We start from the raw sequence: 22,006 nt of genomic DNA, 5'->3' as shown, positions 1-22,006 counted from the left end.
CCCCGGGAGGTAATCTCTGGTGTTATCCATGATGCAATGACCGCCTGACCCCACCCCGTGAAATTCGGTGAAAAAGTGCCATAAACCCTGGCACTTTCTTATTGTGCAAGCGGGGGATCGGCCGCTGGGGCCGTCGTAAAGCGAATTAGTACGGCGAGACCGTAGAGCGATGCATGTTGATGTCGATATCGCGGTGGATGGGCGGGAACGCGCGCTGCGGGCAGGCCTCACGCGAGCAGACTCTACAGCCAGCGCCGATGGGCGTGGCGGCGTCGAGGTCGGCGAGATCGAGACCGTCGGCGTAGACGGTGCGCTCGGCATGACGTGCCTCACAGCCCAGGCCGATGGCGAAAACCTTGCCTGGCTTGCCAAAACGCGCTGCATGATGCTCCACCGTGCGCGAGATCCACATGTACGGCCGCCCATCGGGCATCAGCGCGAGCTGACGCATGACCTTGCCTGGGTAGGAAAACGTCTCGTAGACATTCCACAGCGGGCACGTACCGCCGGAATGCGTGAAGTGGAAGCCCGTGGCGGATTGGCGCTTGGACATGTTGCCGGCGCGGTCGACACGCACGAATGTCCACGGAATCCCGCGTAAGCTGGGACGTTGCATCGTGGAAAGCCGATGGCAGATGGTCTCATAGCCCACGCCATACGTGCGCGAGAGCAGTTCGATGTCGTAGCGCTTCTGCTCGGCCATCGCATGGAAGGACTCGTACGGCAGAATTAGCGCCGCCGCATAGTACGTCGCGACACCGCGCTGCGCGAGCTTGCGCGACTCCTCCGACATGAAATGCCCCGATGCCACGGCCTCGGAGATTGTGTCGCCCTGCTCCAAAAAGCCCAGCTCAGTGGCCATGCGAAATGCGCGCTGCCCCGGCGAGAGGTGCCGCGCGAGGTAGAGCGTCTTCGTGCGTCGATCGAGGCTGTGCTGCACATCGCCTAACGACGAATCCAGCGTAATCCGTATTCCATGGTTTGTGGACAACCTGTCGGCCAGCGCCGCTACAACATCGGTGGTCTCATCGGCGATGCGCAGCTCACGGGCAAGTTGCTCGGCTGCGGTGTCGACGGTGTCAATGTAGTTCTGGCGGGCGTAGAAGTAATCGCGGACCTCCTCGTGAGGCATGGTCAGCGCCTGTGCGCCCGAGGCAGAGGAGGCGGTGTCACCGAAGTTGCGCTCCTCAGTGGCCAGCGACAACTTGTCGGTGACATTGCGGTAGCGCCGGTGGATATCGACCATTATGCGGGCGATATCGGGATGGTCGCGGACCATCTCCGAGATTTCCTGCAGGTCCATCGGGTTTTTGGTGATTTCCTTGTCCATCACCACATCCTGGACTTCGGCGAGGAGGCGGGAGTCGTCATCCCGTGAGAAGAACGTGGCATCCACGCCGAAGGTGTCGGTAATGCGGAGCAGCACTGGCACGGTCAGTGGGCGAACGTCATGCTCAATCTGGTTGACATAACTTGCCGAGAGTCCCAGCGCCTGCGCGAGGGCGGCCTGGCTGAGGTCACGCTCGCGGCGCAGCTGGCGGAGACGGGAGCCAACGTAGGTTTTCGACATAACGTCAGCATATCCGGAGCTTCGCGGAATTTGTGTAGGAAGCTGTTACAACCTTTGCTGAATTGGGGTGGTGGCGAGGCTTGAATGGGTGGTTAGGCCGTAGAAAGCGGCCGAAATACCAAAACGCCCCCAGCAAAAGCCACGATTGTGGCAATTGCCCTCGGGGGCGTTTTGGCGTTTGGCGTGAACCGAAGCCTGTCTAAGTCAATTGACTTAGAACTGGCCCTCCTCAGTGGAGCCCTTCAGAGCGGTGGTGGAGGAGTTCGGGTCGACGGTGGTGGCGATGCGGTCGAAGTAGCCGGCGCCAACCTCGCGCTGGTGCTTGACAGCGGTGAAGCCGCGCTTCTCAGCAGCCTCGAACTCGCGGTTCTGCAGGTCGACGAATGCGGACATCTGCTCGCGAGCGTAGCCGTAAGCCAGGTCGAACATGCCGTAGTTCAGGGCGTGGAAGCCAGCCAGGGTGATGAACTGGAACTTGAAGCCCATCTTGCCCAGCTCGTTCTGGAACTTGGCAATCTCGTCCTTCTCGAGGTGAGCGGACCAGTTGAAGGACGGGGAGCAGTTGTAAGCCAGGAGCTGGTCCGGGTACTCAGCCTTGACGCCCTCAGCGAACTTCTTAGCCAGCTCGAGGTCCGGAGTACCGGTCTCCATCCAGATCATGTCAGCGTACGGAGCGTAGGACTTCGCACGAGCGATGCACGGCTCCAGACCGTTCTGGACGTGGTAGAAGCCCTCAGAGGTACGGTCGCCGGTGATGAACGGCTTGTCGCGCTCGTCAACGTCGGAGGTGATCAGGGTTGCAGCCTCAGCGTCGGTGCGGGCGATGATGACGGTCGGGGTGTTGGAGACGTCAGCAGCCAGGCGAGCGGAGGTCAGGGTGCGGATGTGCTGCTGGGTCGGGATCAGGACCTTGCCGCCCAGGTGGCCACACTTCTTCTCAGAAGCGAGCTGGTCCTCCCAGTGGGTACCAGCGGCACCGGCGTTGATCATGGCCTTCTGCAGCTCGTAGACGTTCAGAGCGCCACCGAAGCCAGCCTCACCGTCAGCGACGATCGGCAGCAGCCAGTTGTCGACGGAGTCGTCGCCCTCGATGCGAGCAATCTCGTCAGCGCGCAGGAGTGCGTTGTTGATACGGCGGACAACGCTCGGCACGGAGTTTGCCGGGTACAGGGACTGGTCTGGGTAGGTCTGGCCAGCGAGGTTAGCGTCGCCAGCGACCTGCCAACCGGAGAGGTAGACAGCCTTCAGGCCAGCGCGGGCCTGCTGAACAGCCATGTTACCGGTCAGTGCGCCCAGAGCGTTGATGTAGGAGTCGTCGTCAACGTTGACGCCCTCCCACAGGATCTCAGCGCCGCGACGTGCGAGGGTGTTCTCCTCGACGACGGTGCCCTGAAGCTCAGCAACCTGCTCAGCGGTGTAGTCGCGGGTGATACCTTCCCAGCGCGGGTTCTCGTCCCAATCCTTCTGGATTTCTGCGGCGGTACGTGCCTTACCAACGTTAGACATAAACGGAGTCACTTCCTCTTGCTTGCTTTTCTAACTCCGGGTGCTGACTAAAGAGCAATTCCTAAAAAGAACCGATCTGCAGGCTGACCCGATAGCGATCGCGGTAGCAGTTGCTTCCGGGGCGACGCACAACCGGCGGTACCCCTTCACACAAATCAGCGAACATTCGTGATGTCCGCTTCCGCGTGCCATGGGTCACATTCTGCGGTATGGGTCATGGTTCGTCAAGCAACTATTGGTGTGAATTTAGGTATGTAATCCGGGTAACACTTGCAAAGGTTGCAAATAATGTGATGTATAGCTTGGCTTTAGCTAATTTCGCCGCTGACCGGGCGGTACATTTGTACTGTTATTTTCGCGTTACCCCCTAGTTAATCATCACACCCCCGCTTTGGGGTGATTTGTATTTCATAAATTCCCAACGATTGTAGCTAACAGTGTTTGGGATTTGGGGGCATAGTGACCACCCCCGAAATTGTCTCTGTAGGTTCACTCTCAAACCTCAAAAACGACAGCATGGGGGAGTGGCAATTTGTTAAATTCACGTGCCGTTCACCCTTCCAGAACGGCGTTGAGGAATCATTTGTGAACTGAGTCACTGTTATTGCGATGCAGGTCACAATCATAAAGCTGCTCGCTCTGTGTCATGGCCGGGTTTGCGCAATCGCGTGGAAATGTGCACTCCACAGGCAATCTGTTGCGGGTGGAGTTGCGGGAATTGGAATTCTGTGTCCGGATGCCCGAATGGACACCGCGAGGGGGTGGAAGGTTGGGTCGCAGGAGCCGTCGATAAGCGAATGAAATGCGGAATGTGAGGGCGGCGACGTAAAGACAAGCGGTGTCGGTTACGTAAAAAGGTGGTTCATTAGTGCGCCGAATCACATACAGTGATGGGCAACGCATCCAGTGCGCGCGGCTGCGCGAGTGGCGCTGGATGAGCAAATTGCAATCAATAATTTTGAGGAGAGCAATGGCACAGCGCATTACGGCAGGTGGAATGCAGGTCGCGAAGGTTCTTTATGACTTCGCAAATGAGACCGCACTTCCGGCCGCCGGCATTGAGGACAAGGAAGCGTTCTGGAACGGCTTCGGCGACATCGTTGCTAAGTACACCCCGCGTAACCGCGAGCTGCTGGCCAAGCGCGATGAGCTGCAGGAAAAGCTCGACGCTTGGTACAAGGAGCACCCGGGCAAGCAGGACCAGGATGAATACGTCGCTTTCCTGAAGGAGATCGGTTACCTCGTAGAGGATCCGGGCGAGTTCCAGGTCACCACCGCCAACGTTGATACCGAGATCACCTCCACCGCCGGCCCGCAGCTGGTCGTGCCGGTGCTCAACGCTCGTTTCGCCATCAACGCCGCAAACGCTCGCTGGGGTTCGCTTTACGACGCCCTGTACGGCACCAACGCCATTCCTGAAGATGGCGGTGCGGAGAAGGACACCCCGGGCTACAACAAGGTCCGCGGCGACCGCGTTATCGCTTGGGGCCGTAACTTCCTGGACAAGGCTCTGCCGCTGGTCGATGGCCCCCACGCCGACGTGACTTCGTACGACATCGTTGACGGTCACCTGCAGGCCGCCCTGGAAGGCGGTGCCACCACCGGTCTGCGCGAGCCGGAGACCCTGGTTGGTTACACCGGTGACGTTGCCAAGCCGGATTCCATTTACTTCAAGCACAACGGTCTGCACATCCAGCTGCTGATTGACCCGGAGTCCCCGGTTGGTAAGACCGACAAGGCCGGCGTCAAGGACATCATTCTGGAAGCCGCTGTCACCAACATCATGGACCTCGAGGACTCGGTTGCCGCAGTTGACGCTGCTGACAAGACCCTGGGTTACACCAACTGGCTGGGACTGAACGTCGGTGACCTGGAGGTCGAGTTCACCCGCGGTGGCAAGAAGCTGTCCCGCAAGATTCACGATGACCGCACCTACACCGCGCTTGACGGTTCCGCGGCCACCCTGCACGGCCGCTCCCTGAACCTGATTCGCAACGTTGGCCACCTGATGCAGAATCCGGCCATCCTGGACCGCGACGGCGAGGAAATCTTCGAGGGCATCATGGATGCCGTCTTCACCGCGCTGTGTGCAATTCCGGGCCTGGACCAGAACAACGCTCGCAAGAACTCCCGCACCGGCTCAATCTACATTGTGAAGCCGAAGCAGCACGGCCCGGAGGAGGCAGCTTTCACCAATGAGCTGTTCGCTGACGTCGAGAAGCTGCTGGGCCTGGAGCACAACACCCTGAAGGTCGGCCTGATGGACGAGGAGCGTCGTACCTCCGTCAACCTGGATGCCGCCATCAAGGAAGTTTCCGAGCGCGTCGTGTTCATTAACACCGGTTTCATGGACCGCACTGGTGATGAGATCCACACCTCCATCCACGCTGGTCCGATGTTCCGCAAGGCCGTTCAGAAGACCGCTCCGTGGATGCTGGCGTACGAGGACAACAATGTCGATGCCGGTCTGGCACACGGTCTGCAGGGCAAGGCACAGATCGGTAAGGGCATGTGGGCCATGACCGAGCAGATGGCTGAGCTGCTGGAGCAGAAGATCGGTCAGCCAAAGCAGGGCGCATCCACCGCTTGGGTGCCGTCGCCGACCGGCGGTGTGCTGCACGCCACCCACTACCACGAGGTCGACGTGTTCGCTGTTCAGGACAAGCTGCTTGCCGACGGCCGCCGCGACTCCATGGGTGATCTGCTGACCATCCCGGTAGCGGCAGCCAAGGCCGGTGAGCCGGGCGCTGACTGGACCGACGACGAGAAGGCCAACGAGCTGGACAACAACTGCCAGTCCATTCTGGGCTACGTGATTCGCTGGGTTGAGCAGGGCGTTGGCTGCTCCAAGGTGCCGGACATCAACGATGTCGACCTGATGGAGGACCGCGCTACCCTGCGTATTTCCTCCCAGACTCTGGCTAACTGGCTGCTGCACGGTGTTGTCACCGAGGAGCAGATCATCGATTCGCTGGAGCGTATGGCCAAGGTCGTTGACCGCCAGAACGAGGGCGACGAGAACTACCTGCCGATGGCCACCGACTACGACAAGTCCATCGGTTTCCAGGCCGCCAAGGAGCTCATCCTCGATGGTGTCAACCAGCCGTCCGGTTACACCGAGCCGATTCTGCACCGCCGCCGCCTGGAGTTCAAGCAGCGCGAGGGCATCGACCAGGACTAATCCCGGTTGCGGCTGGCCCGCTGTACGGGCCAATACTTAAGTGGAATACCTAAGTAAATATCTAAGTGAATAGAAACCCGATACTGCCGGGGCGTATGAGTGCTTCTTGCTTATGCGCCCCGGCAGTTCGCGTTTGTGGCCAATTGGGAATGCGGGCGGGGCAGCGGCGGGGCAGCGGCGGGTTAGCTCAAAGTGCCTAAGTTTATGGCAGCTTTGGACAAAAAAAATTGCCTTGAAGTGCCATAAACTTAGGCACTTTCTGCGGGCGGGACGGGGGGATTGCTGACACAGGTGGAAAAGGCGGGCGAGTCCGTTCTGCAGTTTCGCTCCACAGGCGGGACAGCATCATCGTTGCTAGCGTGGATTGGGTAGCTGCACATTGCGCATTGCACACCGCACATTGCGCATTGCATATTGCATACTCCACACACTTCATCGTCGAAGGAGCCGCGACCCGTATGACTGATTCCGCCCAGAACACCTCTCAGCAGATTTCCTACGAGAAGGCCAAGGAATTCATCCGCAATGCGGGGGCAATTCTGTTTGACCTCGACGGCGTTATTACACCGACCGCGGAAATTCACCAGCTGGCATGGGCTGACATGTTCAGCGATTACTTCGAGCACAAGGGCGTTGCGGCCTACACGGAGGAGGACTACTTCACCTACCTCGATGGCCGCCGTCGCGATGAGGGCATCGCAGCAATCCTGCAGTCCCGCGGCATTTCGGTGCCACTTGGCAGCGAGCAGGATACGGCGGAAGAGGAAACGATTATTGGCCTCGGTAAGCGTAAGAATGAAGACTTCCTAGCCCGCGTGGCCCAGGGTGTGGAGGCCTATCCAGGGTCGGTTGAATTGCTCGACGGGTTGCAGGGCGCGGGGGATTCGTCGTCAAGCCAGCGCCCACAGTTGGCGGTGGTCAGCTCGTCGAAGAACGCGGTGCCCGTGTTGAAGGCGGCGGGACTGCGCGAGCGGTTTGTGGAGGTCGTTGACGGCGTCGTGGCCCACGATAACCACCTGCCGGGTAAACCCGCGCCGGATACATTCGTGTTCGCGGCGGAGAATTTGGGGGTGGCGCCACGGGATGCCGTAGTCGTGGAAGACGCGATTAGCGGCGTGCAGGCCGGTGCGGCAGGTGCGTTTGGCCTGGTTATCGGTGTCGATCGCGGTGCCGGAACCGAGGAGCTGAGCCGTGCCGGTGCGGACATTGTGGTGAAGGATTTGGCGGAACTCGTCTAGAGTGGCTGCGACTGTCTGCGCGGCGTAGCGCTGATGCGGAAAAATGGGCTACAGGCATTGGATTAATCGAAAGGCATCATGGCCAAGGACTCGACCACACCAGCAACTGACGTGACCGACCAGGAAATCCCACGCGGCCACGACGAGGAGACTGAACAGGCCGAAGAGCGGGAGGAAAAGGTGTCACCAGTTCGTCGTAAACAGCGTCGTAATTTCCCGGCAGACCGCGCGGATAAGCACCATCACCTGGTCAACGCAGAAGGGCTGATGGACCGCGATATCACGCCGGTCGATGAATGGCGCCTGATCGAAACCAAGCCGCAGGGACTTCCGCTGGGACTGGGGGAGACCCTGTTTGCGCTGTCGAATGGCTATATCGGTATGCGCGGCAATCCGCCGGAGGGACGTGACTCCAGCGAGCACGGCACCTATATCAATGGCCTGCATGAAACCTGGGCAATCAAGCACGCCGAGGATGCCTATGGTCTCGCGCGCGAGGGCCAGACCATTGTCAATGCGCCGGATGCCAAGGCCATGCGCCTCTACATCGATGACGAGCCGCTGCGACTGGGCAACGCGTCGGTAACGGACTACGAACGCAGCCTGGACTTCCGCGAAGGTGTGCTGCGGCGTCGGTTCATTTGGCGCACGCCGGGTGGCAAGCACGTGCGGGTTACCTCTGAGCGCATGGTGTCCTTCCAGGAAAAGCACGTTGCGGCCATGAGCCTGGAAGTCGAGCTGCTGGATGCGGACGCGGCGGTGATGATTAACTCGCAGATTTTGAATCGCCAGGACGGCGAGGATGAGTACCACGACACGGCCAAGGCGCAGGGCGCTGACCTGGACCCGCGTCGTGCGGAAACCCTGGATGAGCGAGTGCTGATTCCGACCTTCCAGTCGGAGTCACCAATTGGGCAGCGTGCCACGCTGGGCTACCGCTGCGCTAACTCGGGAATGACCGTGGCCGCCTCGATGGATCACACCTTTACCGTTCACACGCCGGACGGCACTGAGCCATTCGTGGAAATCTCACAGCAGACTGACGCGGATATGGCATCTTCGCTGTTTAACCTCGATGCGCCAAAGGGGACCGTGATTCGCCTGGAGAAGCTGGTTTCCTACCACTCCTCCCGCAAGGTCCGCAGCGAGGAGCTGGCGTTCCGCTGTGAGCGCACGCTGAACCGCGTGGGGCGCATCGGCATGCTGGGGCTGATGGAGAACCAGGAGGAGTGGCTGGAGAAGTTCTGGGAGCGCTCTGACGTGGTCGTTCACAACCAGCCGGAGATTCAGCAGGCAGTCCGCTGGAATATCTGGCAGATTGTCCAGGCCTCTGCGCGCGCGGAAATCATGGGCATTCCGGCCAAGGGCATGACTGGCACGGGCTACGGCGGGCACTACTTCTGGGACACCGAGATTTATGTGACGCCATTCCTTACTTATACGTCCCCGCAATTTGCCCGCAATGCCATGCGTTTCCGCTGGGATATGCTCGACGCGGCTTGGGATCGTGCGGACGAGCTGGCTCACGACGGCGCGCTGTTCCCGTGGCGCACCATCAACGGCCAGGAATCCTCGGCCTACTTTGAGGCAGGCACGGCGCAGTATCACATTGACGCCGACATCGTCTTCGCGATGATGAAGTATGTCTATGCCTCCGGTGATGAGGAGTTCCTGCTCAACGAGGGCACCGATTTGCTCATCGCCACGGCCCGCTTTTGGATGTCACTGGGCTTCTTCGATGCCGAGCAGCGCGAGTTCCAGATTCACAGTGTCACCGGGCCAGATGAGTACAACACGGTGGTGAACAACAATCTGTACACCAACGTGATGGCGCAGTATAACCTACGGGTTGCTGCGGACGTCGTCAGGCAGATGCAGCGTGATCGCCCTGCGGCGTATCGCGCGCTGACCAACCGTTACGAGCTCACCGAGGCGGAGATCCGCGAGTGGGAGCGGGCGGCGGACGCGATGTACATTCCGTTCGATGAGAAGCTGGGCATTCACCCGCAAGATGATCAGTTCCTGCTGCGTAAGCGCTGGAATCTCGACGATCCCGAGGTCGGCCCGCTCCGCCCGCTGCTGCTGCACTACCACCCGCTGACGATTTATCGTCATCAGGTCATCAAGCAGGCGGACGTCGTACTCGCCCTGTTCCTCATGGGCGATCGCTTTACGACGGATGAAAAGCGCGCAGACTACATGTACTACGATCCGCTGACCACTGGGGACTCCTCGCTGTCCGCAGTTGTGCAGTCCATTGTTGCGGCGGAGCTGGGGCTGGCTGAGCAGGCGATGGACTTCTTCCTGCGCGGTCTCTACGTCGACCTTGCAAACTTGCATGGCAATGCCGCCGATGGCGTGCACGTGGCCTCGGCCGGTGGTGTGTGGCAGTCGCTGGTCTACGGTTTTGGTGGTTTCCGCGACCACAATGGTCGCTACACTATCGATCCGCGGTTGCCGGAGGACTGGACAGGCCTGACGTACCGCGTCACCATTCGTGGCTGCCGAGTGCGTGTCACGGTGCGTGGTCGCACGGTGGAGGTTGTCCTGGAGGAGGGCGACCATCAGTTGGGGCCGATTCTGGTTGCCGGTCACGAGGTCATTGTGGGGCCGGAACCACTGACCGTCGTAATGCCGGAGCCGGCATGGCCGGAGCGTCAGGCGGAATCTGACGAGGACTGAATAAGCGAATAATTCGCTGTCAGATCAAACAAATATAGCGAGAAAATAACCGTCCACCTTAAGAAAAGTGGGCGGTTATTTATTTTCGTGCTATTTATGTTGCGTTAATGACGCTTTTGGGTGGCCTGTAAAAGGGTAAAACTCGGGGTAGGCGCGTTTTTAGGGTGGGGGAGAGATTATGAGGCATAACAGTGCCACAGAGACGAAAAATGCTATAACCTGAGAAAAGGCAGAGAAAAATTCCTAGTAACCTGTGAAATTCCCCACCCAAAAGGGGGAAAAATATTTACCAGGCGCTGAGTGACTTTAGAGTGAATATGACACTGGAGGTGCCATGACTGTAAAAAGTTCAAACCGTGACGCAATCGCGCACGGCAAGATTAATGTTGAACCGCTGCGTGAGCAGCCAAAATTCCCATCGTGGGCCCTGAAGCTGACTATGGCCGTCACCGGCGTTATCTTCGGGCTCTTCGTAATCGTCCACATGCTGGGCAACCTGAAGATCTTCTCTGGTGCAGAGGACTTCAACGCATACGCTGCCTTCCTGCGTAGCGTCGGTGCTCCGGCAATCCCGAACGAGGGCGTTCTGTGGATCTTCCGCATCGTCCTGCTGGTGGCTATTGTTCTGCACGTTTACGGTGCATTCGCACTGACTTCCCGTGCTCGCCAGTCCCGCGGCAAGTTCCGCCGTGAGGGCATGGTGTCCAGCTGGAACACCTTCACCGCTCGTTCGATGATTGTCACCGGCGTTGTGCTGCTGGCCTTCATCATCTTCCACCTGCTGGATCTGACCATTGGTGCTGGTGTTGCTCCGTCCTCCTTCGAGCACGGTGCCGCATACGAGAACGTTGTCGCATCCTTCTCCCGTCCGGGCGTTGTGATCTGGTACATCATTGCTCAGCTGGCTCTGCTGATGCACCTGTCCCACGGTCTGTGGACTGCAACTTCCGACCTCGGTATCACCGGTAAGCGCTGGCGCAAGGTTCTGCTGTTCCTGTCCGGCCTGCTGCCGCTGCTGGTTGTTGTCGGCAACATCTTCATCCCAGTCGCCGTCCTGACCGGTCTGGTCTCGTAGGTCGAGGAGGAAAAATTACTATGACTAACACTGAAGCAACCGCCGTGGCGGATTTCCGCGCGCCGGAAAGCGTTGTTGACGGGGTCAAGATCGGCAAGGTTCTGACCGATAACTCCCCGGGCGACAAGGTCTCCATGAAGGACCACTGGCAGTACCAGAAGGATCACGCAAACCTGGTCTCGCCACTGAACCGCCGTAAGTTCCGCGTCATGGTCGTCGGTACCGGTCTGGCTGGCGGCGCTGCCGCAGCTGCACTCGGTGAGCTCGGCTACGACGTGAAGGTCTTCACCTACCACGACGCTCCGCGCCGTGCACACTCCATTGCTGCACAGGGTGGTGTCAACTCCGCCCGTGGCAAGAAGGTCGACAACGACGGCGCATACCGCCACGTCAAGGACACCGTTAAGGGTGGCGACTACCGCTGCCGCGAGAACGACTGCTGGCGTCTGGCTGTCGAGTCCGTTCGCGTCATCGACCACCTGAACGCTATCGGCGCTCCGTTCGCTCGTGAGTACGGCGGCACCCTGGCTACCCGTTCCTTCGGTGGTGTCCAGGTTTCCCGTACCTACTACACCCGTGGCCAAACAGGTCAGCAGCTGCAGCTGTCGACCACCTCGGCTCTGCAGCGTCAGATCGGTCTCGGCAACGTCGAGATCTTCACCCACAACGAGCTGGTTGACATCGTTGTCGCCGACGGCCGTTGCCAGGGTGCGGTTATGCGTAACCTGATCACCGGTGAGCTCAAGGTTCACACTGCTCACGCAGTTATCCTGGCTACCGGCGGTTACGGCAACGTCTACCACATGTCCACGCTGGCCAAGAACTCCAACGCCTCGGCCATTATGCGTGCCTACGACCAGGGTGCATACTTTGCATCCCCGTCCTTCATCCAGTTCCACCCGACCGGTCTTCCGGTCAATGCGACCTGGCAGTCGAAGACCATTCTGATGTCCGAGTCCCTGCGTAACGACGCACGTATTTGGACCCCGAAGAAGAAGGGCGATGAGCGCCCGGCCAACGACATTCCTGAGGACGAGCGCGATTACTTCCTGGAGCGTCGCTACCCGGCATTCGGCAACCTCGTCCCGCGTGACGTTGCTTCCCGTGCAAACTCCCAGCAGATCAACGCCGGCTACGGTGTTGGCCCGCTGAAGAACTCCGTCTACCTGGATCTGCGTGACGCAATTGAGCGCCTTGGCCAGCCGGTCATCAAGGAGCGCTACTCCAACCTGATTCAGATGTACGAAGAGGCAATCGGTGAGGACCCGTACAAGGTTCCGATGCGTATTGCTCCGACCTGCCACTTCACCATGGGTGGTCTGTGGTCCGACTTCAACCAGATGACTTCCATCCCGGGTCTGTTCACCGGTGGCGAGGCATCCTGGACCTACCACGGTGCAAACCGCCTGGGTGCTAACTCCCTGCTGTCCGGTTCGGTCGATGGTTGGTTTACCCTGCCGTTCACCATCCCGAACTACCTCGGCCCGCTGCTGGGTACTGACCGCCTGGCTGAGGATGCTCCGGAGGCTGTCGAGGCTCTGAACCGTGCTCAGACCCGCCTGGACAAGCTGATGAGCATCCAGGGTAACCACGGTGCCGAGTACTTCCACCGCCAGCTCGGTGAGATCCTGTACCGCGACTGTGGTGTGGCCCGTAACAAGGAAGACCTGGCCCGCGGTATCAAGGAAATCCGTGAACTGCGCAAGGCATTCTGGTCTGACCTGTTCATCCCGGGTGAGCCGAACGAGATGAACCAGCAGCTCGAGTACGCTAACCGCGTTGCTGACTACATCGACCTCGGTGAGCTCATGTGTGTCGACGCCCTGGACCGCGATGAGTCCTGTGGCGCACACTACCGCGATGACCACATCTCTGAAGATGGCGAGGCAGAGCGCGACGATGCCAACTGGTGCTTCGTCTCTGCATGGGAGCGCGGCAACAACGGTCCTGCATGGGACCTGACCGGCCATGAATTCATCCGCCACGCCGAGCCGCTCACCTTCGAAGCCGTCCCGCTCATGACAAGGAACTACAAGTAATGAAACTGCACCTTGAAATCTGGCGCCAAGCAGGTCCGAACGTCGAGGGACACTTTGAATCCGTAGACGTCGACGACGCCGTTCCGGAGATGTCCATTCTGGAGCTGCTTGACCACGTCAACACCAAGTACGTCGAGTCCGGCAAGGAGCCGTTCGCGTTCGCTTCTGACTGCCGCGAGGGTATCTGTGGTACCTGTGGCCTGAACGTCAACGGTCGTCCGCATGGCCCGGGCAAGAACACCCCGACCTGTCAGCAGCGTCTGCACCAGTTCAGCGACGGTGACACGCTGAAGATTGAGCCGATGCGCTCTGCTGCATACCCGGTTATCAAGGACATGGTTGTCGACCGCTCTGCGCTCGACCGCGTCCTGGAACAGGGTGGCTACGTCTCCGTCAACGCTGGTACCGCTCCAGATGCTGACACCCTGCACATGAACCACGAGACTGCTGAGTTCGCACTTGATCACGCAGCCTGCATCGGTTGTGGTGCATGTGTCGCAGCTTGCCCGAACGGCGCTGCTCACCTGTTCACCGGTGCGAAGCTGGTCCACCTCTCCCTGGTCCCGATGGGCAAGGAAGAGCGTGGCAAGCGTGCCCGCAAGATGGTCGATGAGGTCGAAGGCACCTTCGGTCCATGCTCCCTCTACGGTGAATGTGCAGATGTCTGCCCGGCAGGTATTCCGCTTACCGCCGTTGCCGCCGTTACCAAGGAACGTGCTCGCGCATTCTTCCGTGGTAAGGACGACTAGACTCTTTCCTAACTAAGGTTCTCCAGAAAGGGACATAAACAATGGCGAATGCAGTTAAGCGTTACCGCGGCGAAGAGCACTTCGTCGATGGTTACGTGCCGCAGAGCATGAATGCCGAGTACTCGTCGCTTCACAAGAGCGCCACCTGGATTGGCGCAGGACTCGTCCTGGCCTCGCTGGCAGCGTGGGGCATCTTTATCTTCGGTCTGTCGACGGTGATTAAGTCCGAGAATGCCGCAGCTGCACACAGCCACGGCATGCTGACCAAGAATGCCGCTAACTACGCTGATTACACCAATCAGATGGCATTTGATGGCTCCGCTTTCATGTGGGGTGGTCTGATTCTTGCTCTGATCATGACGATTGGTGGTTTCGTGCTGGTTAGCGTCGGCCGCCGTGAGTACAAGGCCTACAAGAAGGAATACGGCACTAACCACTAAAGAGTTGGCTCCCGCTTATTTTGGGAGCCGCCTTATAGGCGGTTTTAGCGCTAGCTCTCTGTAGCACCTCCACCGTTTACGCCATCGCGCAATTGATTGTTGGCGGCATGGTAAAGAACACCTCGTTCTTTTCATGCTGACCGGCACAATGTACGCGGTGGCGTATTCGTGTTTTCGGCGCCTAATCTATACACATGGAAAAAATCGCCGAAAACTCCCCGGTAGCGTCCGCTGCTTCGGCCACGCCTGCAACAGACGCTGACCGATTGGCCGTTCCCGGGCCATCGCCAGAGGTAGAGGCGAAAAAGCGGGCACAACTGCGCAAGTCCAAGGCTTTCGCGACAATGCTGCTGGTTATCGCGACAGCCATTTATTTCACTTGTCGCGGTATCGAGTCGTCGCATTTGCACGACGGACAGGCAGTTCCGACATGGGTGGGCTATGTCCGCGCGGCGGCAGAGGCCGGTATGGTAGGCGCGCTCGCGGATTGGTTTGCCGTCGTGGCGCTGTTCCGGCATCCACTTGGTGTTCCCATTCCGCATACGGCGATTGTGCGCCGCAAGAAGGATCAGGTGGGTGAGTCGCTGGCGCAGTTTGTTGGCGATAACTTCCTAAACCCCACGCTGATTGTGGACAAAGTCCGCAAGGCAGAGATTCCAGAGCGCATCGGCGAATGGTTAGTTGCACCGGGCAATGCTGACAAGGTGTCTAGGGAAGTTGGCAAGTTCACGGGCAATGCACTCGAGGCGATTGACCCCGATGATGCCGCAGCAATTCTCAAATCCGCAGTCATCGATGAAGTCGCAGCGCCTGAGTGGGGTCCGCCTGCCGGCAAGGTGCTCGAGCAGCTCATCGAAGAGGGACGCACCGAAAAGGTCGTCCAGCAAATAGCTGAATGGCTGCACCGTAAGTCGCTGGTTTCACAGGATCTCATCGACCGCCTCGTCGGCGAGCGCGCACCGTCCTGGGCACCGAATTTCGTCAACGACTTGATCGGCGACAGGGTCTATCGCGAGCTGGTTGACTGGACGTGGCAGGTGCAGCACGATCCCAACCATGATGCCCGTATCGCCCTGCATAAGTTCCTGTCGCAGCTGGCAAATGACCTGCAAAATGACACCAGGACAATCGACAAGGTCGAGGAACTGAAAACGGACATTCTCTCCTCAGCCGCAGTCACGCAGGCACCGGCGAAGATTTGGGCGACGAGCTCCGCCAAGCTTATCGACGCCTCCCGAGACCCGAACTCCCTGCTCCGTCGGAAGGTTGCGGAAACAGCCGCCCGCTACGGCGAGCGGGTCCAAAATGATCCGGAGTTGCGCAAGCGCATGGATTGTCGCTTGGAAGCAGCCGTGGTCTTCATTGCGGAAAATTACGCAGGCGAGATTACCTCCATCATTTCCGAGACCGTCGAACGCTGGGACGCCGATGAGGCCTCTGACAAGATTGAGCTGATGGTCGGCCGTGATCTCCAGTTCATTCGTGTCAACGGTACTGTTGTCGGTTCACTGGCTGGTCTTGCTATTTACACGCTGTCGACCTTGGTTTTCGGCGCTGTCTAGCAGCTTCCGTGCGGCATAATCCGCTCGGTGCGTTAGCATGTAAAAGATTCCACAAACGTCAAAGGAGCTAATTCCCGGTGTTCCCAGCACTGCCAAGTTTTACGGCCTCCCCTCTGAACGCGATTTCCGTATACCTGGACATCATCTTCCAGTTCGGTATCCCATTTATCATCGGTATTTTCGCGCTGGTGGGTGCAGTCATGGTCATCACCACCAGGGCTGATGCCTTTGACGCGGCTGACCGCAAGAGCCGCAATGTCTGGGCTGGCCTGCTGGTCGGTTCTGCCATCTTCCTGCTGCTGCCGTGGCTGGGCTGGGCAATGCTGGGAATTCCGCTTATTGCAGGCCTGGTCATCACCGGTATTTACTGGCTGGATGTCCGCCCGCAGATTAAGGACATCATGTCCAACGCGCAGGGTAACTACTAGGGCGCCAAAATAGGCGCATACAAAAACCGCCTGAGCTGCAGCAGCGATTAATCTGCCACAGACCAGGCGGTTTTCGTATATCCGCCTAAGCGTTCACAAAAGTTACTTAAACACCACGGTGCGGTTTCCGTAGACCTGCACGCGATCTTCCAAGTGCCAGCGAAGACCGCGGGCGAGAACCTGCTTCTCCGCATCGCGGCCCTCGCGTTGCATGTCAGCTGCGGTGTCCTTGTGGGAAACGCGCAGGACATCCTGCTCAATAATCGGACCGTCATCGAGGTCCTCGGTGGCGTAGTGGCAGGTGGCTCCGATGAGTTTCACACCACGTCGATAAGCCTGCTGGTACGGGCGCGCGCCCATGAACGACGGCAGGAAGCTGTGGTGGATGTTGATTGCGCGCCCCTCCCACTTTTCGCACAGATCCGGCGGCAGGATCTGCATGAAGCGTGCGAGCACAATGGCATCCGGGTTCTCGGCGTCGACAATCTCGGCGACCTCGTCAAAGGCCTTGCGCTTTCCGACGGCATCCTTGGGGAAGGGCACGTAGTGGAAGGGGATGTCATAGGCAGCGGTCAGCGGCTCCAGATCGCGGTGGTTACCAATCACTGCGGCAACTTCCATCGGGTAGTCCGACTGTGCCACGCGACCGAGCAGATCCTGCAGGCAGTGTCCTTCCTTGGTCACCAGGATTACAGCACGCTTGGGCACACCGTTGTCGGTGACCTTCCAGCGCACCTCCGGTCCCCAGTCCTCGACGAGCTCGGCGAACTTGGCGCGCAGCTCGTCGACATCCATGCCCAGGCCCTCGGCGCGAACAGCCTGGCGAGTAAAGAACCAGCCGGTCTCCGGGTCGGAGAAGAAGTCCGCCTCGGTAATCCATGCGCCGATGTCGGCCAGGAAGGTCGACAGCGTGGAGACAATACCGGTGCGGTCAGGGCAACCGAGCGAGAAAATGCACTGGCGCTCGGCGGGAACACCACTGTTAGTGGGCAGAAGAGAGCGAGTCATTCTGCCCATTTTACCTGCTAGTTAAAGCGGAGTTCGTTCACGGTCGACATAGGCAGATTTGCGCCCGTCAGAGTCAGCGCCAAGCCACCGTCGGTCACGTTGGCTTCCTCCACCGACAGGCCGTGACCGATGTCGTAGTTCAGCAGGGTATTGGTGTTCTGACCAATCCATTTAGCCAGGCCATCGAGGTTGAGGTTAAACAGTGAGCCGCCTTCTAAGTCGATGCTGATATTGCCGCCGTTGACAATCGGGCGGACCTTGGAAGTGGCAAAGCCGGAGGAAAACTCCACATTGAACAATCCTTCGGCAGGCAGCGGTTGCAGGTTGCTGATGCGCAGGCCACTCTCACGGTTAATCAGCGCCTGAATGAGCTCCGGCGGAATGGTGACGTTGATGCGAGTGTTCTCCGCAGTCGGGTCTTCGCGATTGTTCAGATCAACGTTCGTCATGTGGACCTCCGCCGCGGGGTCGCCCTTAATCTCCGGCTGCCCCGACAGCGCGGCTGGGTTATTGACCTCCAGCGTGTGCGGAGTGTTAAGGGTCAGTTCCGGCAGCTTCTTTGTCGCCAGCGCCACCAGCACCGAGTGCGAGCCGAAGGACACCTCCGGATCCTCATTGACCGTAATACCCTGCTGCTCAGCCGAGGTGCGATAGCCGCTCGCAATCTCCTTGCTCATGAACATGCGAACACCGATCTCACCGATGACCGCAATAATCGCCACCACAACGATGACGCCGATAACAGTGGGCAGGACTTTGACACTCGAGGAGCGCTTCGAAGAACTCATACGTTCCAGTTTCGCTTAACGACGGCACCCCTCGCCACCACCTTCGTGAAAACTGTCACCGACGAAGTACCTAGAACCCGTCTGCGTACTCGGGTGCCACCAGCGAAAAAGGAACGGTCAGGACGTTGTCACGGATGCCTCGACGAGGAACGGTGACGGGGTAGTCGTCGGCAAGCATTTCCAGTGCCTTGCGCCAGCGCACGCGGGGACCGTGCGGGGACCAACCCGCGGCAAAATCCCAGGCGCGGTCGGCGGCGGTGAGCAGGTCGTGGATTGGCTCGCCGGGGACGTTGCGGTGGATAAGGACCTTCGGTAGGCGCTCGGCGATGTCGGAGGGGCGCTCGGAGAAAAAGGGATCCCAGTCGAGAGTGAGCGTGCGCGGGCCACGTGCATCGAGCAGTACCCAGGCACAGCGACGTCCAATTTCATCACAGGTGCCCTCGAGGAACAGGCCGCTCGGTGCGAGCCTGGAGGTGACTTCCACCCAGGCGTCGTGGACATCGGCGACATCGTATTGCCGCAGCACATTGAAAGCGCGGGCTAGATGAGGGCGGTGACCTGCCATTTCAAAGCCGCCAAGTTCAAAGCGGACACCATCGCGCGGTGGCAGCACGCGGGAGGGCTCAATCTCCACACCGATGACATCAATGTCCGCGTGGATCTGGCGCAACCAGCGAGCCCACTCCACTGTGGTGGTAAAACTTGCGCCGTAGCCGATATCGACAGCCTGCGGCGCTTCCGCATGCCACAGCAGACGCTGGACGTCCGAGTGATAGCGCAGCCATCGGTCGGCGCGGCGCAGGCGGTTAAAGCCGGTCGTGCCACGCGTGACGACGCCCTGTGGCCCCTGCTGGGCCCAGGACGCTCGGAGATTGTGGTAGTGCGGCACGGGTAACTAGCTTAGCGCCCGGGCCGCACAGCACTTACTTTGCGGCGTAGTCCGCCAGCACGGCAGTCTCGGCATCGAGGACGCGCTCCAGGTACGGAGCTGCCTTTTCCTCCAGCTTGCCGCCAACCAGCGGAACTTTGATGGCGAACTCGGAATTGGTGGTCAGCACGCAGCCCTCGCCCTGGGAAGTGAGCTTCTGCGTCGCGCTGAAGGACACCGGTACGCCGGAGGTTTCGGTGGTCACGGTGGTGTTTGCGGTGCCGTCGGCAAGCGGGCTGATGACGAAGGTGCGCGTCATGCCTACGCCGGACTTCACGAACTTCTGTGCCTGCGCCGGGATCTTGTCACTGGCGACGGTCTGGCGGATTACCACGGTGGTGCCAGCATCTGTGGTTTCGAACTTTTCCACCTTGCCGTCAGCTGCGGAGAAACGGCCTGCGACCTTCTCCCAGAAGCCAGCGTCGGTGAAGGACTCGTAGACCTTCTCAATTGGCTGGTCGAAGTTGACGGTATGCGTGTTAGTCGTAGTCATGCGGTTGATAATACGTAATTTGAACTACGCTAGGGGCGTGGAAAATCTCGACCAATCGCCGAACGCAATTCACCTGACCTCCGACATGGAAGAAGCCATCAATGGCCTTGCGGGGCTAGAGGGGGTAGAGCTCAGCACGCAGACCGCTTTTTCGGATCTCACGACGCTGCGCCTCGGGGGAGTGCCGCGCGCTGTGGTGCGCTGTGCGACAACGGACGCTGTGGTGGACGTTGTACGCACGCTTGACGACGTCTCCGTCCCACTCCTCATTGTGGGAGGAGGATCCAACTTGGTGGTGGCCGATGAGCCGGGCCCGCTGGTGGCGGTGGTGATTGAAGCGGACAACGTGACCATGAGTACCCGTGGGCACGCGCTGGAGTCGGTGGCCGCGATTGTGGAGGCCGAGGCCGGTGCAGTCTGGGACGAGGTCGTGGATATGAGTGTCGCGGCCGGTTTTGGTGGCCTGGAGTGCCTGTCGGGCATTCCGGGTTCGGCCGGTGCCACGCCGGTGCAGAATGTGGGGGCCTACGGTGCGGAGGTGTCGCAGGTGCTCGACTCGGTGCAGCTGTACGACCGCGCTACGGGGACTGTCGAGTGGGTGGAGCCGGAGTCGCTGGATCTGTCCTACCGCTACTCGAATTTGAAGTTCACCTCGCGTGCCGTGGTGCTCGCGGTGCGGTTTGAACTCAGCGTGGATGGAATGTCTGCGCCACTTCGCTACGGCGAATTGGCGCGTCGCCTCGGTGTGGACGCGGCCGAGGCCGCAGCCGGGGAGATTCGCAGGCCAGCGGAGTTGGTACGCGAAAAGGTGCTTGAGCTGCGCCGTGGCAAGGGGATGGTGCTCGATGCCGATGACCGCGATACCTGGTCGGCCGGGTCCTTCTTCACCAATCCGATTATTCCGGAAGACTCGGTGGAGGCTGTGCGCGCGAAGGTGGCCGAGCTGCGCGGGGCTGACGAAGCCGCGTCCATGCCCGCATTCCCCGCTGGTGCAGGTCACGAGGGGTGTGTGAAGCTCTCCGCAGCCTGGCTTATCGAGCGCGCCGGGTTCCCCAAGGGCTACCCCGGCGAGGGTGCGCCCGCACGTCTATCGACCAAGCACACGCTCGCACTGACCAATCGCGGCGAGGCCGCAGATGGTACCCCGACCACGACCGCTGATCTGGTGTCGTTGGCTCGTGATGTCCGCGCTGGCGTTGAAAAGGCCTTCGGCGTGACCTTGGTGCCTGAGCCTGTGTGGGTCGGTGTCAGCATTGATGGGTAGGTGCCTTTGAGCAGGAGCAATTTGCTGCCGATGCGACGGTTAGTGATGGTGGTGTCAAAAAGCAACCGTAGAGCAGAGCGGAGCTCTGGGCAGGCGCAGCTAGTCGGTAACTTGTTTCAGAGAGCAGCAAATAGGGGTAGACAAATAGTCACGCCTAATATTTTCTATGCATATCAGCTACGCAACTGAATTCGACTGGTATTGTGCGAAGCATGTGGAAAAAAATATAGTTTTTGCAGCTGCCTTGACTGCTTTGTTGGCCAATGGAGCAGCTACTAGCTCGGCCGAAGTAATACAGTCAGTTGAGGGGCGCCCATTCCATAGGACTGTCACAGTTCCCGCTGGGCTGAACAACGGGACGTTTGCAGCTGACGCACATCGAAATGCATTGGCGAATGGTGGACCAGGGTCCCTCGTTACGTTAGATGTATACGGAAAAGGCGTTTTCGTTAATGATGCGCAGGTTACCCATACTGCGGGTGTGAAAATCGAGCAACTGTGTGGTGTCGTCTTGGAACTACGTTACACAGAAGCTAATGGTTCGGTGAAGGTGGAGACTTCAAATACTCCGTGTTCGATTGGGGCTGCGTGGGCGAAATTTAATATTAAGAAAAACCTACAAGATGGTAGTGATGTATGTGCGCGGTCAAAGTCTAATGATGTTTGGTCAAACTACGCTTGCATTACAATTCACGCTTAACAGGTTTTAAAAGTTCTTGGAGGATTCATTGTCGTCGTCATTAGTGATGCTTCTGCTTGTTTTATTGCAAATTGCTGTAATTGCTGGAGTGGTGTATTTAATTTTCCAACTTATCAAGTTGAATAGAAATATCGAGAGGAAAAATACGGCAAATGATAAGGAGGTAAAATTTTAATTACATTATTTCATTGAATCATCCCTAGTAAATTGCTGTTTTATGAATTCAAAATTTCTACCAAGAATTCTGATGAGATTTAATGCGCGAAGTTTGCTCGCATCGTTCTTTTAATGGGGGATATAGGTGGGGTCAGGCGGTCATTGCATCATGGATAACACCAGAGATTACCTCCCGGGG

Annotated in this window: 16 protein-coding genes; 10 read left to right on the top strand and 6 right to left on the bottom strand. The window is 59.0% G+C overall.

What is annotated here, in order from left to right; genetic code table 11:
- Positions 1–145: 145 nt before the first annotated feature.
- Complete coding sequence (gene ramB / locus Q4E11_RS10410) at positions 146–1,570, bottom strand: acetate metabolism transcriptional regulator RamB (RefSeq protein WP_303165574.1); 1,425 nt, start codon at positions 1,568–1,570, stop codon at positions 146–148.
- A 213-nt stretch (positions 1,571–1,783) separates the two neighbouring features.
- A complete protein-coding gene (gene aceA / locus Q4E11_RS10405) occupies positions 1,784–3,076 on the bottom strand; it encodes an isocitrate lyase (RefSeq protein WP_303165572.1) in 1,293 nt (430 codons plus the stop codon).
- A gap of 970 nt (positions 3,077–4,046) precedes the next feature.
- On the opposite strand from aceA, the gene Q4E11_RS10400 reads away from it, so the two are divergent.
- The 9 genes from Q4E11_RS10400 to Q4E11_RS10360 all read left to right on the top strand — a co-directional run bounded on the left by Q4E11_RS10400 (position 4,047) and on the right by Q4E11_RS10360 (position 16,470).
- Positions 4,047–6,257 carry a malate synthase G gene (locus tag Q4E11_RS10400; RefSeq protein WP_303165570.1) on the top strand — a complete coding sequence of 737 codons (2,211 nt, stop codon included), beginning with the start codon at positions 4,047–4,049 and terminating at the stop codon, positions 6,255–6,257.
- Between the two features lie 458 nt (positions 6,258–6,715).
- Positions 6,716–7,495 carry an HAD family phosphatase gene (locus tag Q4E11_RS10395; RefSeq protein WP_303165568.1) on the top strand — a complete coding sequence of 260 codons (780 nt, stop codon included), beginning with the start codon at positions 6,716–6,718 and terminating at the stop codon, positions 7,493–7,495.
- Positions 7,496–7,573: 78 nt separating this feature from the next.
- Positions 7,574–10,177, top strand: a complete 2,604-nt coding sequence (locus Q4E11_RS10390; protein WP_303165566.1) for a glycoside hydrolase family 65 protein — start codon at positions 7,574–7,576, stop codon at positions 10,175–10,177.
- A gap of 334 nt (positions 10,178–10,511) precedes the next feature.
- Complete coding sequence (locus tag Q4E11_RS10385) at positions 10,512–11,252, top strand: succinate dehydrogenase cytochrome b subunit (protein WP_303165564.1); 741 nt, start codon at positions 10,512–10,514, stop codon at positions 11,250–11,252.
- A gap of 20 nt (positions 11,253–11,272) precedes the next feature.
- A complete protein-coding gene (locus Q4E11_RS10380) occupies positions 11,273–13,291 on the top strand; it encodes a fumarate reductase/succinate dehydrogenase flavoprotein subunit (RefSeq protein ID WP_303165563.1) in 2,019 nt (672 codons plus the stop codon).
- Positions 13,291–14,040, top strand: a complete 750-nt coding sequence (locus Q4E11_RS10375; protein ID WP_303165562.1) for a succinate dehydrogenase/fumarate reductase iron-sulfur subunit — start codon at positions 13,291–13,293, stop codon at positions 14,038–14,040. The genes Q4E11_RS10380 and Q4E11_RS10375 overlap by 1 nt, the downstream gene beginning before the upstream one ends.
- A gap of 41 nt (positions 14,041–14,081) precedes the next feature.
- The gene (locus Q4E11_RS10370) at positions 14,082–14,480 is read left to right on the top strand and encodes a hypothetical protein (RefSeq protein ID WP_303165561.1); all 399 of its coding nucleotides are present in this window, start codon (positions 14,082–14,084) and stop codon (positions 14,478–14,480) included.
- A gap of 194 nt (positions 14,481–14,674) precedes the next feature.
- Positions 14,675–16,042: a DUF445 domain-containing protein gene (locus tag Q4E11_RS10365; protein ID WP_303165560.1), complete on the top strand. Its 1,368-nt coding sequence runs from the start codon at positions 14,675–14,677 to the stop codon at positions 16,040–16,042.
- Positions 16,043–16,164: 122 nt separating this feature from the next.
- The gene (locus Q4E11_RS10360) at positions 16,165–16,470 is read left to right on the top strand and encodes a DUF2516 family protein (RefSeq protein WP_303165578.1); all 306 of its coding nucleotides are present in this window, start codon (positions 16,165–16,167) and stop codon (positions 16,468–16,470) included.
- Between the two features lie 102 nt (positions 16,471–16,572).
- Here the strand turns inward: Q4E11_RS10360 and purU are convergent, their stop codons facing one another.
- The 4 genes from purU to Q4E11_RS10340 form a co-directional block, all read right to left on the bottom strand.
- On the bottom strand, positions 16,573–17,478 hold the full coding sequence (gene purU / locus Q4E11_RS10355; protein WP_303165559.1) for a formyltetrahydrofolate deformylase: 906 nt from the start codon (positions 17,476–17,478) through the stop codon (positions 16,573–16,575).
- A 17-nt stretch (positions 17,479–17,495) separates the two neighbouring features.
- Complete coding sequence (locus Q4E11_RS10350; RefSeq protein WP_303165558.1) at positions 17,496–18,266, bottom strand: LmeA family phospholipid-binding protein; 771 nt, start codon at positions 18,264–18,266, stop codon at positions 17,496–17,498.
- A gap of 70 nt (positions 18,267–18,336) precedes the next feature.
- Positions 18,337–19,155 carry a class I SAM-dependent methyltransferase gene (locus Q4E11_RS10345; protein ID WP_303165557.1) on the bottom strand — a complete coding sequence of 273 codons (819 nt, stop codon included), beginning with the start codon at positions 19,153–19,155 and terminating at the stop codon, positions 18,337–18,339.
- Between the two features lie 34 nt (positions 19,156–19,189).
- Positions 19,190–19,687, bottom strand: coding sequence for a DUF2505 domain-containing protein (locus Q4E11_RS10340; RefSeq protein ID WP_303165556.1), 498 nt, complete (start codon positions 19,685–19,687; stop codon positions 19,190–19,192).
- An 85-nt stretch (positions 19,688–19,772) separates the two neighbouring features.
- Here Q4E11_RS10340 and Q4E11_RS10335 point away from each other — a divergent pair, with 85 nt between their 5' ends.
- Positions 19,773–20,951, top strand: coding sequence for a UDP-N-acetylmuramate dehydrogenase (locus Q4E11_RS10335; RefSeq protein ID WP_303165576.1), 1,179 nt, complete (start codon positions 19,773–19,775; stop codon positions 20,949–20,951).
- Positions 20,952–22,006: the final 1,055 nt, after the last annotated feature.

Origin of the sequence: Corynebacterium sp., from assembly GCF_030532195.1 — a bacterium.
Taxonomy (GTDB): domain Bacteria; phylum Actinomycetota; class Actinomycetes; order Mycobacteriales; family Mycobacteriaceae; genus Corynebacterium.
Note: the sequence above shows the minus strand (reverse complement) of the source record. Positions and strands in the feature narration are given on the sequence as shown.

Excerpts from the sequence above, each read along its gene's own strand:
- ramB (WP_303165574.1), bottom strand. The coding sequence starts at position 1,570 with ATGTCGAAAACCTACGTTGGCTCCCGTCTCCGCCAGCTGCGCCGCGAG.
- aceA (WP_303165572.1), bottom strand. The coding sequence starts at position 3,076 with ATGTCTAACGTTGGTAAGGCACGTACCGCCGCAGAAATCCAGAAGGAT.
- Q4E11_RS10400 (WP_303165570.1), top strand. The coding sequence starts at position 4,047 with ATGGCACAGCGCATTACGGCAGGTGGAATGCAGGTCGCGAAGGTTCTT.
- Q4E11_RS10395 (WP_303165568.1), top strand. The coding sequence starts at position 6,716 with ATGACTGATTCCGCCCAGAACACCTCTCAGCAGATTTCCTACGAGAAG.
- Q4E11_RS10390 (WP_303165566.1), top strand. The coding sequence starts at position 7,574 with ATGGCCAAGGACTCGACCACACCAGCAACTGACGTGACCGACCAGGAA.
- Q4E11_RS10385 (WP_303165564.1), top strand. The coding sequence starts at position 10,512 with ATGACTGTAAAAAGTTCAAACCGTGACGCAATCGCGCACGGCAAGATT.
- Q4E11_RS10380 (WP_303165563.1), top strand. The coding sequence starts at position 11,273 with ATGACTAACACTGAAGCAACCGCCGTGGCGGATTTCCGCGCGCCGGAA.
- Q4E11_RS10375 (WP_303165562.1), top strand. The coding sequence starts at position 13,291 with ATGAAACTGCACCTTGAAATCTGGCGCCAAGCAGGTCCGAACGTCGAG.
- Q4E11_RS10370 (WP_303165561.1), top strand. The coding sequence starts at position 14,082 with ATGGCGAATGCAGTTAAGCGTTACCGCGGCGAAGAGCACTTCGTCGAT.
- Q4E11_RS10365 (WP_303165560.1), top strand. The coding sequence starts at position 14,675 with ATGGAAAAAATCGCCGAAAACTCCCCGGTAGCGTCCGCTGCTTCGGCC.
- purU (WP_303165559.1), bottom strand. The coding sequence starts at position 17,478 with ATGACTCGCTCTCTTCTGCCCACTAACAGTGGTGTTCCCGCCGAGCGC.
- Q4E11_RS10350 (WP_303165558.1), bottom strand. The coding sequence starts at position 18,266 with ATGAGTTCTTCGAAGCGCTCCTCGAGTGTCAAAGTCCTGCCCACTGTT.
- Q4E11_RS10340 (WP_303165556.1), bottom strand. The coding sequence starts at position 19,687 with ATGACTACGACTAACACGCATACCGTCAACTTCGACCAGCCAATTGAG.
- Q4E11_RS10335 (WP_303165576.1), top strand. The coding sequence starts at position 19,773 with ATGGAAGAAGCCATCAATGGCCTTGCGGGGCTAGAGGGGGTAGAGCTC.